Origin of the sequence: Kitasatospora sp. NPDC089913 (assembly GCF_044748625.1) — a bacterium.
Lineage (GTDB): Bacteria > Actinomycetota > Actinomycetes > Streptomycetales > Streptomycetaceae > Kitasatospora.
Map to the genome: position 1 here is coordinate 58,620 of NZ_JBIVGI010000038.1, position 14,542 is coordinate 73,161.

A 14,542-nucleotide genomic window follows, 5' to 3' on the forward strand; every position below is an offset into this window, starting at 1 on the left:
AGGACGCCGACGACGGGGAAGGACCGCCGTGCACCGCTTCAAGCTCGGTCTGGCCGACCTCGCCACCACCTGGTTCGCCTGCTCGCCCCTCCAGGAGACCGCACTCAGCCTGCGGATGTGGACCCACCCCGGCTACTACCGGCTCCAGTCCGCCGCCTTCGAGCGACTGCGTCCCTCCTTCGCACGGCTGGATTCCGCGCTGCTGCTCTCCCTGGTCGCCGCGAACCGCTGGATCCCGGACTTCCTGACGCCCCGGCCGACCACCCCGTGGCCGGACTTCCGCACCGAGCTGGCCGCCGTCCGGGCGCTTCCTCCGGAGCAGCTGCGCCCGGAACTGGAGCAGACCTTCCTGCCGCACCAGCGAGCGCTGCCCCCGCTGCTCGCGGCGGGCCTGGCAGACCCGGCCCGGCTGCTGGCACGGATCGCCGACGCCCTGGAGGAGTACTGGGAGTCCTGCCTGGCGCCGGGCTGGTGGCCGCAGGCCAGGGCGGTGCTGGAGTCGGACCTGGTCTACCGCTCCCGAGTGCTGGCGCAGCAGGGCGCGGCGGCGCTGTTCGCCGACCTGGACCACCGGCTGCGCTGGACGGACGGGGTGCTGGCGGTCGACCGCCGCTGGAAGGAGTGGGACAGCGACATCACGGTGAACGGGCGTGGACTGGTCCTGGTGCCGACCTTCTTCGCCCGGGGCGCGGTCACGATGATCAGCAACGACCGGCCGCCGCAGATCAGTTACCCGGCCCGGGGGCAGGCGGGGATGGCCACTCCGCCGTCACCGGTGAGCCCGCGGGCGCTGGAGCAGCTGCTCGGCGGACCGAAGGCCCGGCTGCTCGCGCTGCTCGCCGAGCCGGCCAGCACCACCGACCTCGCCTACCGGCTGGGGGTGACGCCGGGCACGGTCAGCCAGCACCTGGCGGTGCTGCACGGGACCGGGCTGCTGACCCGGGCGCGGCACGGCCGTTCGGTGCTGTACAGCCGCAGCCCGCTCGGCGACGAGCTCTCCGGCCACCCGCGCCGCGGCTGAGGACAGGCCGCGACCAGCGCCCTCAACTCGCCAGTGGTACAGACCTGTTGACGCATTGGTCCAGTCCTCCTACAGTGCCTCCAGGCTGCGTCCCCCACGACGCGGACACCGGTCGACCACGCACCGCCCCCACCACCCGACCGGGCACCACCGCACCACACCCGGCACCACCCGGCTTCGTCCGGCTTCACCCGGCACCATCGGGTTTCACCCGGCTTCACCCGGCACCACCGGGCTCCATCCGCACGGTCCTGCGTCACCCTGTCCAACCCCCACAGTCACAGGGAGAACCATGTCCGTCCGATCACGCGCGCGCCGGGACCAGGCGCGCCGCACCCGCCGCAAACTGCTGGCGCTGCTCTCCGTCCTGCTCCTCCCGATCGCCGCGATCACCGCCCTGGCGACCCCCGCCAACGCGGCCGGCAAGCTCACCGCCGCCTTCACCACCGAGAACAACGGCTCCTGGTGGAAGGGCACTTACATCGTCCGCAACGACAACGCGGCCGCCGTCAACGGCTGGACCCTGGAGTTCGACCTCCCGGCCGGGGTCACCATTCAGAACAGCTACAACGGGACCGCGACGGTCAACGGCCGGCACGTCACCGCCGTCGCCGCGTTCTACAACGCCAACGTCCCCGCGGGGAAGACCACCGAGCCGTACAGCTTCTGGTTCGTCGCCAACGGCCCGGTCGGCACACCCACCGGCTGCCGCATCAACGGCGACAAGTGCGACGGCAGTTCGGACGTCCTGCCGTCCGCGCCGGGTACCCCGACGGTGACCGACGCGACGGCCCACACGCTCGCGCTGAAGTGGCCCGCCGCGACCGGCGGCGACTTCCCGGTGGCCTCCTACGACGTGCTGAACGGCAGCACCGTGGTCGGCGGGAGCACCACCACCGACGCCGTGGTCACCAACCTCACCCCGGCGACGAGTTACACCCTGACCGTCCGCGCCAAGGACAGCCGCGGCAACCTCGGCCCGGCGAGCGCGCCGGTCACCGCCTCCACCTTCGACCCGGCGACCGACCCGACGCCGCCCACCGCGCCCACCAACCTCCGCACCACCGCGGTGGGTTCGAGCGACGTGACACTCGCCTGGAACGCCGCCACCGACAACCTCAAGGTCGCCGCGTACGACGTCTACCAGGACGGCGTCCTGGTCCGCACGGTCACCGGCTCCACCCTGACCGCCGCCGTCAGCAGCCTCTCCCCGTCCACCTCCTACACCTTCACCGTCAAGGCCAGGGACGGCGCGGACAACGCCTCGCCCGCCACCGCGCCGCTGAAGGTCACCACCTCCGACCTGGTCGGCGCCGGGAAGTACGCCCGGGTCGGCTACTTCACCCAGTGGGGCATCTACGGCCGCCAGTACTTCGTCAAGAACCTCGACACCTCGGGCAGCGCGGCCAAGCTCGACGTCATCAACTACGCCTTCGAGAACATCGACCCGGTCAACCTGACCTGCATGGCGGGCGTCACCAAGGGCACCACCGCCAACCCGCAGGACCCGGACCAGGGCACCGGCGCGGGCGACGCCGACGCCGACTACGCCCGCCCGATGAGCGCCGCCCAGTCGGTCGACGGCGTGGCGGACGACGGCTGGGGCAAACTGCGCGGCAACTTCAACCAGTTGAAGAAGCTCAAGGCGAAGTACCCGAACCTGAAGGTCGTCGTCTCGCTGGGCGGCTGGACGTACTCCAAGTACTTCTCCGACGCGGCGGCCACCGACGCCTCCCGGCAGAAGCTGGTCAAGTCCTGCCTCGACGTGTGGATCAAGGGCAACCTGCCGGTCTACAACGGCGCGGGCGGCGACGGCGTCGCGGCCGGCATCTTCGACGGCATCGACCTCGACTGGGAGTGGCCCGGCTCGCCCGACGGCCACGCCGGCAACCACTACAGCGCCAACGACAAGGCCAACCTGACCCTGCTGCTGGCCGAGTTCCGCAAGCAGCTGGACGCGCTGGGCGGCTCGCACAAGCTGCTGACCGCCTTCACCCCGGCCGACCCGGTGAAGATCAACCAGGGCTGGGACCTCTCGAAGATCTTCAACTACCTCGACATCGCCAACGTCCAGGGCTACGACTTCCACGGCGCCGGCAGCGACAACTCCTGGGAGCCCAACCGCACCGGCCACCAGGGCAACCTCTACCAGGACGCCCAGGACCCGTACGCCACCCACTTCAGCGTCGACGCGGCGGTCAAGCCGTACCTCGACGCCGGGGTCAACCCGCGCAAGCTCACCATCGGCCTGGCGTTCTACGGCCGGGGCTGGCAGGGCGTCGCCGACGGCGGCGTCAAGGGCGAGTGGCAGAGCGCGACCGGCGCCGCCCCCGGCCAGTTCGCCGAGGAGGCCGGCACCCGCGGGTACAACAACCTGATCACCACCTTCCCCAACCTCGCCGTCTACCACGACGAACAGTCGGTCGCCACGTACGGCTACACCGGCGCCGGCGGCCAGTGGTGGACCTTCGACGACGCCTGGTCGATCGGCAAGAAGACGGCCTACCTGAAATCCAAGGGCCTGCTCGGCGCGATGATCTGGGAAATGACCGGCGACACCCCCGGCGGCACCCTGATCACGGCGATCGACAACGGCCTCAAGTAGCGGGCCGACGGACCCGGAACCACCACGGGTCCGCGCACGCCGGGTCCGGCGGGCTGCTGCCCACCGGACCCGGCGTCACCTCAGCGCGAGGCCAGGGCCGCGAGGCGGCGGGCCGAGCGGTACTGACGGATCACCTGGGCGAAGGTGGTGTGCCCCTGGGTGGTGCGGGCGAAGGCCCGCCAGGCCGGGTCGACCAGGCAGACCGCCGCGTGGAACAGGTAGGGCCGGCGCTCGAAGGCGGTCAGCATCTGCTTGCCGGCCCGCATCTCCACCCCGAGACCGGCCTTGATCGCGAAGGCGTAGTTCAGCGCCTCCCGCCGCACCTCCGCGGCCGTGCCCGCCTCGGCCACCTTGACCGCCCACTCCCCGGCCAGCCGGCCCGAGCGCAGCGCGTAGGAGATGCCCTCCCGGGTCCACGGCTCCAGCAGCCCGGCCGCGTCCCCGGCGACCAGCACCCGGCCGCGGGACAGCGGCGAGTCCTCGGCCCGGCAGCGGGTCAGGTGACCGGACTCGACGCTCGGCCGGAACCCCGCGAGGCCCAGCTGCCTGATGTAGTCGGCCAGGTACTGCTTGGTCCGCTCGCCGTCCCCGCGGGCCGAGATCACCCCGACGGTCAGGCTGCCGGACTCGGTCTTCGGGAACACCCAGCCGTAACTGCCGGGCAGCGGACCCCAGTCGAGGTGGATCCGACCCGCCCAGGCGGCGGCCACCTCCGCCGGGACGGGGATCTCCGCCTCCAGACCGAGGTCGATCTGGTCGAAGGAGACACCCACGTGCCGGCCGATCCGGCTCGCGCTGCCGTCCGCGCCGACCACCGCACGGGCCTCGAAGCTGCGCCCGTCCGCGGCCGTGACCAGCGCCGTACGGTGCTCGCCGCCGCGCTGCTCGACCCCGGTGACGGTCACTCCGGTGACCAGCACCGCACCGGCCTGCTTGGCCGCCTGCACCAGACGCAGGTCGAACTCGTCCCGGTTGACCAGGCCGAACAGCATCCGCTTGGAACGCCGGGTCCGGGTGAACCGGCCGCCGTACGCGAAGGTGACGGCGTGCACCCGGTCCTGGAGCGGCAGCCGGAAGTCCGGCGGCAGGCTGTCCCGGGACGGGCCGATGATGCCGCCGCCGCAGGTCTTGTACCGGGGATGCTCGACCTTGTCGAGCAGCAGCACCCGCCGGCCCTGGGCGGCGGCGGCGTGCGCGGCGGACGAGCCGGCCGGTCCGGCACCGACCACGACGACGTCCCAGACGCCGTCCAGCGGGTCCAGCGGGTCCGGCCCGGCGGCCTCGGCGTCGAGCGGGCTACGAGAATCGGGGCTTCCGGAGTCAGTCACAGGCAGCAATCCTATGCGGCCGCCCCCGCCGACGTCGGCCGCACCGCACCGAACGCGCGAACGAATCACGGCCGTACCGGCCCGCACCGGCCGCGCGGACGGTCCCGGGCACCCGTGCCGGGCACCGCTCCCCCCGGGGCCGTCCGTTCGTGTCCGCCTATGATCGGCGTCATCCCCCGTCAACGCCGTTCGCCCGAAGCACCCCCCGGACGGACCACCCCTACCCGGAGCACACCCGATGCCGCAGCAGCCCCTGGCCGACGCCGTCCGGTCCCTGATGGACCGCGCCCGCACCGATCTCGCCGAACTGGTCGCCTTCCGCTCGGTCGCCGATCCGCGTCAGTTCCCGGTCGAGGAGTGCGAGAAGGCCGCCCGCTGGGTCGCCGACGCCTTCGCCGCCGAAGGCCTGACCGGTGTCCGACTGCTCGACACCCCGGACGGCACCCAGTCCGTCTACGCCGAGCTGCCCGGCCCGGCCGGCGCCCCGACCGTCCTGCTCTACTCGCACTACGACGTCCAGCCGCCGCTGGCCGAGGACGAGTGGCTGAGCCCGGCCTTCGAGCTGACCGAGCGCGACGGCCGCTGGTTCGGGCGCGGCGCCGCCGACTGCAAGGGCAACATCCTGATGCACCTGACGGCCCTTCGGGCGCTGCGTCGGACGGACGGCGGCTACCCGGTCGGGCTGAAGATCATCGTCGAGGGCTCGGAGGAGCAGGGCACCGGCGGCCTGGAGCGGTACGCCGAGGCCCACCCCGAGCTGCTCGCCGCCGACGCCATCGTGATCGGCGACACCGGCAACTTCGCGGCCGGCCTGCCCACCGTCACCGCCTCGCTGCGCGGCATGACCGTGGTCGACGTGTCGGTGCGCACCCTCGCGGGCAACCTGCACTCCGGCGCCTTCGGCGGCGCCGCACCGGACGCCCTCCAGGCCCTGGTCAAGGTGCTCGCCTCGCTGCACGACGAGCACGGCGACGTCGCCGTGGCCGGCCTGACCACCGATCAGACCTGGACCGGCGTGCAGTACCCGGACGAGCAGTTCCGCGCCGACGCCAAGGTGCTGGACGGGGTCGCGCTCACCGGCACCGGCACCGTCGCCGACCGGCTGTGGGCCCGCCCCTCGGTCACCGTCCTCGGCATCGACGCCCCGCCGGTGGTCGGCGCCACCTCCTCCGTGCAGTCCTTCGCCAAGGCCTCGGTCAGCCTGCGCGTCCCCCCGGGCACCGACACCGGCGCCGCCCAGGAGGCGCTGGTCGCCCACCTGGAGGCCCAGGTGCCGTTCGGCGCGAAGGTCACCGTCGAGCGCCAGGGCAACGGCTCCCCGTTCCTCGCCGACACCTCCGGTCCGGCCTACGAGGCGATGGGCGAGGCGATGGCCGAGGCCTTCGGCACCCCGATGGTCGCCTCCGGCGAGGGCGGCTCGATCCCGCTCTGCAACACGCTGCGCACGCTCTACCCGGAGGCCGAGATCGTGCTGATCGGCGTCGAGGAGCCGACCACCCAGATCCACGCGGTCAACGAGAGCGTCGACCCGCTGGAGCTGGAGCGGATGGCCCTCGCCGAGGCGCTCTTCCTGCGCCGCTACGCCGAGCCGCGTTCGGTCTGACCTCGCTCCGGCCGGACTCCGCCGGTCCCAGGGTTCGCGGGCCGCGCCGTCCACCACGACGGCGCGGCCCGCGTCACGTCCGCATCGCGCGCCACGGGCCGGCGTCCCGCACCAATGGCCGGAGCCACTCGCCACAGGCCGGAGCCACGCCCGACGGGCCGTCCCCGCACGCCCGCGCGTCCCGGGGTCGCCGCGCCCCGCTCACACTCCCCGCACCACCCCGTTCCCCCCGTGCGCCGTCGGCTGCCACCTCCGCGCCGCCCCTACCCCGGCCGCCCCGGCCGTCCGGTCCGCACCACCGCGGACCCCCGTCACCGCGGCCCGGGCCAGCGCCCACCCGACCGCGCCGACCGCGAGCCCGGCCCCCGCCCCGAAACACAGCTCCCCCACCAGCCCGCGCCGCAGCGGAACGAGCCGGTGCACCACCCCCGCCGCGGTGGCCGCGCCCAGTACCGTGGCACCCGCCCGCCGGGCCCGGCCCGAAAGTTCGACGGCCGGCCGGACCGGCTCCACCGAGCGGGCCGCCCGCACCGCGTATCCCGCCACGGCCGCCAGCGCGGGCGCGGAGGTGCCGTACTGCAGCACCTCGCACAGCGGCGGCCCGCCCGCGACCGGCCGCCCCAGCACCGGGAACAGCCGGACCCCGGCCCGGTCGTGGTGGGTGAAGGCGTCCCAGCCGACGTGGCTCGCCGCGCCGACCGCCGCCGAGGCCGCGAACCAGGCGAGGTCCGCCCCGGTCGGCCGCCCCCGACCGGCCCGGCGGACCGTCAGCGCCTCGGCCGCGCCGGACCACGGTGGCGGCAACAGCGCGACCAGCGGCCCGCGCACCAGCCCGTGCCAGCCCGCCACCAGCCCGGCCGCGAGCGCCACGTCCACCGTCGGCACCCCGCACCAACGGTGGGTCACCCCGCCGTACCGGTACACCCCGGGCAGCAGCGACTCGGCGAAGAACGGCACGTCCGGCGCCATCGAACCGGCGACCAGCGCGGACGCGACCAGCGGCCCGCGCTCCCCCGCCAGGCGCAGCAGGGGCAGGACGGCGGCCGGATGACTCAGGGTGAACGGCATGGCCCCATCCTGCCGCTCCCGGTCACGGCCGCCGCACCCGCCCCGCACGGCTCGCCCGGCCCACCGCCGTCACCGCGACCGCCGTCACTGGCACTACCACTGCCGCTGCCACCACCGGTCCGCCCACCGGACACCGGTCCCGGAACGCCGAAGCGGCCGGCCCGGCCGAGGACGCCGGGCCGACCGCTCCACCCGACCCGGCCGCCAAGTCCTGCGGCCAGGTCCCGCGGCGAAGTCCCGGTGCCGGATCCCGCGGCCAGGTCCCGGGGCTCGACCCGGCCCCGGGCCGAGCCCCGGACCGCTCAGGCCGCGTCCGCCGTCGACGCCAGCCCCACCCCCGCCCGCCGCCCGGCCTCCAGGTAGCGCAGCTCACCGCAGCGGCGGGCGTCCAGCGCCGCGGCGAGCCGCCGGTACCGCCCGGGCGGCAGCAGTCCGGAGGCCTCCTCCAGGCTGACGAAGCGCCAGCTGCGCAGCTCGTCCTGCTGGAGCAGCAGCCCCTGCCGGGCGTTCGCGTCCAGCAGGCCGCCGTCGTAGACCAGGCGCAGCCCGCCCCGGCGCGGACCGGTGCGCGGCTCCCAGTCGACGGCGAGCAGTCGCAGCGCGGCCGGGTCCAGCCGGACGCCGAGTTCCTCGGCGGTCTCCCGCAGCGCGGCGTCGGTCGGCGCCTCACCGCGTTCGACCACCCCGCCGGGGAACTCCCAGTCCGGCTTGTAGACCGGGTCGACGAGCAGCACCCGGTCCTGCTCGTCGAAGAACAGGACGGCGGCGGCCACGGTGTCCCCGGTGGGATCGGGGCTCTGGACGATCGGGCAGCGGGCCGACCCGTCGCCCACCAGCTGCGCGAGCCTGGTGGCGGTCTCGCGCGGGGTGAGTCCGGAGGTGTCGACGAGCCGGGCGTCCCGGCGCAGCCAGCGGCGGGCGGCGAGGTAGCGGGGTACGTGCTCCAGGCACCACTGCCGGATCCGTTCGCTGCGTTCGGGGTCCTCGGGTACCTCCTCCCGCTGGGCAATGCGCGCACGCAGGATCGTTTCTTCAGGATCCAGGACGAGGTGGTGCACCGCGATGCCGTTGGAGGCCAGTGAGCCGAAGATCTCGTCCCGGTAGTCCTCCCGCAGCAGCGTCATCGGGACCACCAGCGGCCCGGGCACCTCGCCGAGCAGCGCCGCCGCCGTCTCGGGGACGAGCCGTCGCCAGGCCGGCAGGTCCTGGAAGTCCGACACCGCCGCCATCCGGTCGGCCGGCAGCATCGCCCGCAGGCCGAAGCCGACCAGCTCGGGATCGAACAGCATGCTGCCGGGCAGCTGCTCCACCAACTCGCGGCAGGCGCTCGTCTTGCCCGCCCCGAACGTGCCATTGACCCAGACGATCACTAACGTCCCCTGTTTCTCGACCTCCCCCGGTGCCGTTCGCACCGGGCGGCGCCCCCGTCAGCCGAACCAGCGCCACCCGAGGTGGTACCCGCGCCGTGCCGTTCCCCATACCTCCACGTCGGCCCGGCTCATGGCGGTTCCCGGTTCCGTTTGACAGCGGCATGTGCCCAGGTCAGAGGCCCTACCACAGGACCGGTACAACCCTCGCCGCGCCGGAGCGCGCACCCCTGGACACCGGAGTCCGACACCATGGCGCACGCCCCCTCCGCACCTCGTACGCCCCACCGTCCGTATACCCCGCGGCCCGTATACCCCGCGGCCCGTACACCCACCGTCCGTACACCCCGTCGTCCGTGCACCCCACCGTCCGTGCACCCCACCGTCCGTGCATCCGGCCGCGCCCGGGGCCGCCGGGCCGGGCCCGTGCTTGCCCATCGGCGCCCGAGCGCATAGAGAGGAACGATGACCGCACCCAGCACGCCCGGCCGCGTCGTGGCCATCGGCTCCGTGAACATCGACCGCATCCTGCGCTGCCCCGTCCTCCCGGCCCCCGGGGAGACCGTCCTCGCCGCCGGCTCCGCCCAGGGCTTCGGCGGCAAGGGCGCCAACCAGGCCGTGGCGGCGGCCGCCATGGGCGCGCCGACCTGGCTGGTGGCCCGGGTCGGCTCCGACGCCGAGGGCCGGGCCGCACTGGCCGACCTGCGGGCGGCCGGAGTGGCGACCGACGCCGTGCGCACCGACCCGGACGCGCCCACCGGACTGGCCGTCGTGCTGGTCGACCCGGCCGGGGAGAACAGCATCGTGGTCGTTCCCGGCGCCAATGCCGGACTCACCGGGACCGAGGTCGCCCAGGCCCTCGCCGGCCTCGCGCTGACCTCCGCCGACACCGTCCTGACCAGTGGCGAGGTGCCGGAGGAGTGCATCCGCGCGACGGCGTCCGCGTTGCCCGCCGGGCCGCGCTGGATCCACAACGCGGCACCCGCGGGCGTCCTCCCGGACTGGTCGGGCCCGGGTCTGCGCCGCCCGCTGCTGGTCGCCAACGCCGTCGAGGCCGCCCAGCTCACCGGCCGGTCCGCCGCCACCACCGTCGACACCGCCGACACCGCCGACACCACCGGGGACCGGCGCCCGGACGGCACCGCCACGACGGCCGCCGCACTGGCGGCACTCGGCGACGGAGCCGTGGTCACCCTCGGCGCGGCCGGCGCGCTGGTCGCGGCGGGCGGCGCACTCCACCGCGTCCCCGCCCCCGAGGTGGCCGTCGTCGACACCACCGGCGCCGGCGACGTGTTCTGCGGCGCCCTCGCCGCGCGGCTGGCCCAGGGCGCGTCCCTCCCCGAGGCCGCGGCCACCGCCGTCGCGGCCGGTTCCTTCGCGGTCACCGCCCTGGGCGCCCGCGGTGCCCTCCCCCGCCCGGCCGACCTGACCGGGACCGGGACAACCGCCCCGCCGACCTGAGCGCCCGCACCGGTTCACCCACGAACCCGGACCCACAGACCGGCGCCCACGGACCGGCGCCCACGGACCGGCACCCGGACCGCGGTGGTCCGGGTGCCGGTCCGGGCCGACCCGCGGACGCGTCAGGGCCGCCCCATGTGGGTGGGGTAGTAGCCGCTGCTGATCCCCGAGATCCGGATCAGCGTGCCGGGCCGGGCGGCCTCCACGTACTGGTTGTTGCCCAGGTAGATCGCCACGTGGTGGATGCCCCGGGCGGAGCCGTCGTCCGACCAGAACAGCAGGTCCCCGCGCCGCAGCTGGGAGGCCGTCACCGGCGTGGTGGCCGCGTACTGGTCGTTGGCGACCCGGGGCAGCTCGATGTCGCCGCGCCGGAAGGCCTGCTGGACGAGGCCCGAGCAGTCGTAGCCGTCCGGGCCGTTGCCGGCCGTCTTGAACGGCTTGCCCAGCTGGGCCAGCGCGAAGCCGATCGCCGCCTCCACGTCACCGTCCGCCGCGGGGGCCGCCGCGTCGGCCGAGGAGCCGGCCCCCGTGCCGGCCGTGGCGGAGCCCGAGGCGGCGGAGGTGTCCGACCCCCCGGTCCGCGCGAGGTAGATGTCGTAGTGCGTCGTCCACCGCCACTGGCCCTGACTGTTCTTGAACCAGTACCGCGAACCGTCCCACCCCTGGGTGATGCCCCCGGACGGGACGGCCACCGCCGAGGCGGAGACGGTCGAGGCCGAGGTCGAGGCCGAGCCGCCGGTCCTCGCCAGATAGACGTCGTAGTGCGTCGTCCACCGCCACTGGCCCTGACTGTTCTTGAACCAGTACTTCGACCCGTCCCACCCGGCGTGGGCCGGCGCCGGCTCGGCCGCCGCCGTCCCGACACCGGTGCCGAGACCGATCACGCCGGCACCGGCCGCGATCACGGCCACCATGCCTATCCCCCGGCGGACCCGCGCGGCCCGCGAGGGGCGGGCGCCGCGCGCCGGCCGGGGGGAGGTGGTGGCAGCGGGCTGCCCGGTCGCGTCGTCGGCGGCACCCGGTGCGCCGGTGTTGACGGTCGTCATGCTGCTGTCTTCCTTCGCTGATCGCGCTGATCGCGCCGATCCCCTCGGTCGCGCCGAACGCTGGTCGCCAATCGCTGGACGCGGTGCGAGGGTCCCTGGGGCCCGCCCCGCGCCGCTTGTCACGGTAGGCACGCGTCCGGTCACGGCGCGCAGTGGAGTGCGCCAAAGGAAGGCTCACGGAAGGTGAGCGACCGTCACCCGACCCGGCGCCGGGTGACCGCCCGTCACCCGTGTGCCGAGTCCGCCAGCAGCTGCTTCTTCAGCACCTTTCCCAGCGCGTTCCTGGGGAGTTCGGACACCAGCACCACCCGCCGCGGCCGCTTGTGGACCGAGAGCCGCGACGCCACGAAGTCCGTCAGCTGTTCACCCGTCACGGGACCGTCCGGCACGACGTACGCCACGATCGCCTGACCGAGGTCCGCGTCCGGCGCGCCGACCACGGCGGCGTCGGCCACGGCCGGGTGGTCGCGCAGGGCCGCCTCCACCTCGCCGGCCCCGATCCGGTACCCACCGCTCTTGATCAGGTCGACGGAGGCCCGCCCCACGATCCGGTGGAAGCCGTCGGCGCCGATCACCGCGACGTCCCCGGTCCGGAACCAGCCGTCGGCGGTCCACGCCTCGGCGTCGGCGTCCGGCCGATCGAGGTACCCGCGGAACAGGGTGGGCCCGGCGACCTGGAGTTCGCCCACGCTCTCGCCGTCGTGCGCGACCGGCCCGCCGTCCTCGCCGACCAGCCGGGTACGCACCCCGGCCACCGGCAGGCCCACACTGCCGGGCCGGCGCTCCCCGTCGGCGCGGGTGGAGACGGTGATCAGCGACTCGGTCATGCCGTACCGCTCGATCGGGGCGTGGCCGGTCAGCGCGGCGAGCCGTTCGAACACCGGGACGGGCAGCGGAGCACTGCCGGAGACCAACAGCCGGGCGGAGGCGAGCCGGGCGGCCGCCTCCTGGTCCGCCGCCAGCCGGGACCAGACCGTCGGCACTCCGAAGTAGAGGCTGCCGCCCGCGGCCGCGTACCCGGCGGGGGTGGGCCGGCCGGTGTGCACCAGCCGGCTGCCGGTCCGCAGCGCGCCGAGCACACCGAGCACCAGCCCGTGCACATGGAACAGCGGCAGGCCGTGCACCAGGGTGTCCTCGGCGGTCCACTGCCAGGCGTCGGCGAGGGCGTCGAGGTCGGCGGCGACGGCGGAGCGGTCGATCACCGCCCCCTTGGGCGCGCCGGTGGTGCCGGAGGTGTAGAGCACGAAGGCGGTCGCCGCGGGGTCCGGCTCGGCGTACGAGGTGGCCGAGCTCTCGCGCAGGTCCACCGGCAGCCCGGCGACACCGGCGTCCTCCGGCAGGACGTCACCGGCGGCGTGCGCCAGCAGGGCGGCACCGGAGTCGCGCAGGATGTGCGCGCGCTCCTTGGGCCCGGAGTCGGGCGGCAGCGGGACGACCGGGACCCCTGCGAGCAGGCCGCCCACGACCGCGACCACGGTCTCGGCGGTGGACCGGGCGAGCACCGCGAGGGCGGGGGCGCCGGCCACCCGGTCGGCGACGGCCGTGGCCGCGCCGAGCAGCCGCTCGCGGGAGAGCCCCGGTCCGTCGGAGATCCGCAGTGCGTCGGCGGAGTCGCCGGAACCGCCCCGAAGCGCCGTCAAGAGTGTCATGCGTCTTCCCTCGCCCCTGTCCACGGTGGGCCGGATGCCCACGGTCCGCTGTGCGCCGGGCGCCGCACCCGAAGCCCGAAGGATCCGCGGGATCCGCGGGATCCGCGGGATCCGCGGATCCCACGGGGCTCCGCGACCGGCGCCGCCGACCGACTCTACGGGCCGGGACCCGTCACCCGTGGGCCAGGGCGAACGACGGCGCGGGGGCGCCCCCGGGAGTTCCCGGGCGCGCCCCCGCGCCGTCACCTGCCGTCAGGCCGGGGTCAGGCCTTGCGGGCCTTCACCTCGCCGGTGAGCTGCGGCAGGACCTCGAACAGGTCGCCGACCACGCCGTAGTCGACGAGCTCGAAGATCGGGGCCTCGGGGTCCTTGTTGACGGCCACGATGGTCTTCGAGGTCTGCATGCCGGCCCGGTGCTGGATCGCGCCGGAGATGCCCGCCGCGATGTAAAGCTGCGGGGAGACCTGCTTGCCGGTCTGGCCGACCTGGCTGCTGTGCGGGTACCAGCCGGCGTCGACGGCGGCGCGCGAGGCACCGACGGCCGCGCCCAGCGCGTCGGCGAGCTCCTCGACCACGCCGAAGCCCTCGGCGGCACCGACGCCGCGGCCGCCGGAGACCACGATCGCGGCCTCGGTCAGCTCCGGGCGCCCGGAGGAGACGCGCGGGGTGCGCGAGACGACCTTGGCGGCGTTGCCGGTGAACGCGACGGTGACGTCCTCCACCGCGCCCGCGGCCGGAGCGGCCTCCGGGGCGACGGCGTTCGGCTTGACGGTGATGACCGGGGCACCGTGCGACACCGTCGACTTCACCTGGAAGGAGGCGGCGAACACCGACTGGGTCGCGACCGGGCCGCTGTCGCCGGCCTCCAGGTCGACGGCGTCGGTGATGAGGCCGGAGCCGATCCGCAGCGCGACGCGGGCGGCGACCTCCTTGCCCTCGCCGGAGGAGGTGACCAGCACCGCGGCCGCGTCGGCGGCCTTGGCGATCTGGGCCAGCGCGTCCACCTTCGGGACGACCAGCTGGTCGGCGAACTCGGCACCGTCGGCCACGTACACCTTGGCGGCGCCGTACTCGGCGGCCTTGGCGGCCAGCTCGGCCGCCTTGTCACCGGCGCCGAGGACGACCGCGGACGGCTCGCCGATGCGGCGGGCCAGGGTCAGCAGCTCCAGGGCCGGCTTGCGGACCACGCCGTCGGCGTGGTCCACGAGAACCAGGATCTCAGCCATGATTCATTGCTCCTGATCGATCGTTGGATGCGCGAACGGGTGGGACTAGATGAACTTCTGGTCGGCGAGGAAGCCCGCGAGCGCCTTGCCGCCCTCGCCCTCGTCCTTGACGACCGTGCCCGCGGTACGCGCCGGACGCGCCGTCACCGACTCCACCGCCGTCCACGA

At 74.7% G+C, this 14,542-nt stretch carries 10 protein-coding genes and 1 pseudogene; 4 read left to right on the forward strand and 7 right to left on the reverse strand.

Annotated features, from left to right (window positions below):
• Positions 1 to 28: 28 nt before the first annotated feature.
• The gene (locus tag ACIPYS_RS36315) at positions 29 to 1,021 is read left to right on the forward strand and encodes a helix-turn-helix transcriptional regulator (RefSeq protein WP_093859409.1); all 993 of its coding nucleotides are present in this window, start codon (positions 29 to 31) and stop codon (positions 1,019 to 1,021) included.
• A gap of 292 nt (positions 1,022 to 1,313) precedes the next feature.
• Complete coding sequence (locus tag ACIPYS_RS36320) at positions 1,314 to 3,626, forward strand: glycosyl hydrolase family 18 protein (protein WP_400754346.1); 2,313 nt, start codon at positions 1,314 to 1,316, stop codon at positions 3,624 to 3,626.
• 80 nt (positions 3,627 to 3,706) lie between these two features.
• On the opposite strand, the gene ACIPYS_RS36325 is transcribed toward ACIPYS_RS36320, so the two are convergent.
• Positions 3,707 to 4,888 carry a geranylgeranyl reductase family protein gene (locus ACIPYS_RS36325; RefSeq protein WP_231978701.1) on the reverse strand — a complete coding sequence of 394 codons (1,182 nt, stop codon included), beginning with the start codon at positions 4,886 to 4,888 and terminating at the stop codon, positions 3,707 to 3,709.
• A gap of 304 nt (positions 4,889 to 5,192) precedes the next feature.
• On the opposite strand from ACIPYS_RS36325, the gene ACIPYS_RS36330 reads away from it, so the two are divergent.
• Complete coding sequence (locus ACIPYS_RS36330) at positions 5,193 to 6,557, forward strand: dipeptidase (protein WP_093859413.1); 1,365 nt, start codon at positions 5,193 to 5,195, stop codon at positions 6,555 to 6,557.
• A gap of 201 nt (positions 6,558 to 6,758) precedes the next feature.
• Here ACIPYS_RS36330 and ACIPYS_RS36335 read toward each other — a convergent pair whose 3' ends face one another.
• Together ACIPYS_RS36335 and ACIPYS_RS36340 are read right to left on the reverse strand one after the other, a co-directional pair.
• The gene (locus ACIPYS_RS36335; RefSeq protein ID WP_400754350.1) at positions 6,759 to 7,625 is read right to left on the reverse strand and encodes a DUF4184 family protein; all 867 of its coding nucleotides are present in this window, start codon (positions 7,623 to 7,625) and stop codon (positions 6,759 to 6,761) included.
• A gap of 302 nt (positions 7,626 to 7,927) precedes the next feature.
• Positions 7,928 to 8,995 carry an NUDIX hydrolase gene (locus ACIPYS_RS36340; protein ID WP_093859415.1) on the reverse strand — a complete coding sequence of 356 codons (1,068 nt, stop codon included), beginning with the start codon at positions 8,993 to 8,995 and terminating at the stop codon, positions 7,928 to 7,930.
• Positions 8,996 to 9,457: 462 nt separating this feature from the next.
• Between ACIPYS_RS36340 and ACIPYS_RS36345 the strand changes: the two genes are divergently transcribed.
• On the forward strand, positions 9,458 to 10,453 hold the full coding sequence (locus ACIPYS_RS36345) for a PfkB family carbohydrate kinase (protein ID WP_400754354.1): 996 nt from the start codon (positions 9,458 to 9,460) through the stop codon (positions 10,451 to 10,453).
• A 122-nt stretch (positions 10,454 to 10,575) separates the two neighbouring features.
• Here the strand turns inward: ACIPYS_RS36345 and ACIPYS_RS36350 are convergent, their stop codons facing one another.
• The 4 genes and pseudogenes from ACIPYS_RS36350 to ACIPYS_RS36365 all read right to left on the reverse strand — a co-directional run.
• Positions 10,576 to 11,499, reverse strand: a complete 924-nt coding sequence (locus ACIPYS_RS36350) for a C40 family peptidase (RefSeq protein WP_400754357.1) — start codon at positions 11,497 to 11,499, stop codon at positions 10,576 to 10,578.
• A 224-nt stretch (positions 11,500 to 11,723) separates the two neighbouring features.
• The gene (locus ACIPYS_RS36355) at positions 11,724 to 13,148 is read right to left on the reverse strand and encodes an acyl-CoA synthetase (RefSeq protein ID WP_093859418.1); all 1,425 of its coding nucleotides are present in this window, start codon (positions 13,146 to 13,148) and stop codon (positions 11,724 to 11,726) included.
• Between the two features lie 263 nt (positions 13,149 to 13,411).
• On the reverse strand, positions 13,412 to 14,374 hold the full coding sequence (locus tag ACIPYS_RS36360) for an electron transfer flavoprotein subunit alpha/FixB family protein (protein WP_093859419.1): 963 nt from the start codon (positions 14,372 to 14,374) through the stop codon (positions 13,412 to 13,414).
• A 45-nt stretch (positions 14,375 to 14,419) separates the two neighbouring features.
• A pseudogene (locus tag ACIPYS_RS36365) lies at positions 14,420 to 14,542 on the reverse strand (electron transfer flavoprotein subunit beta); the annotation flags it as partial.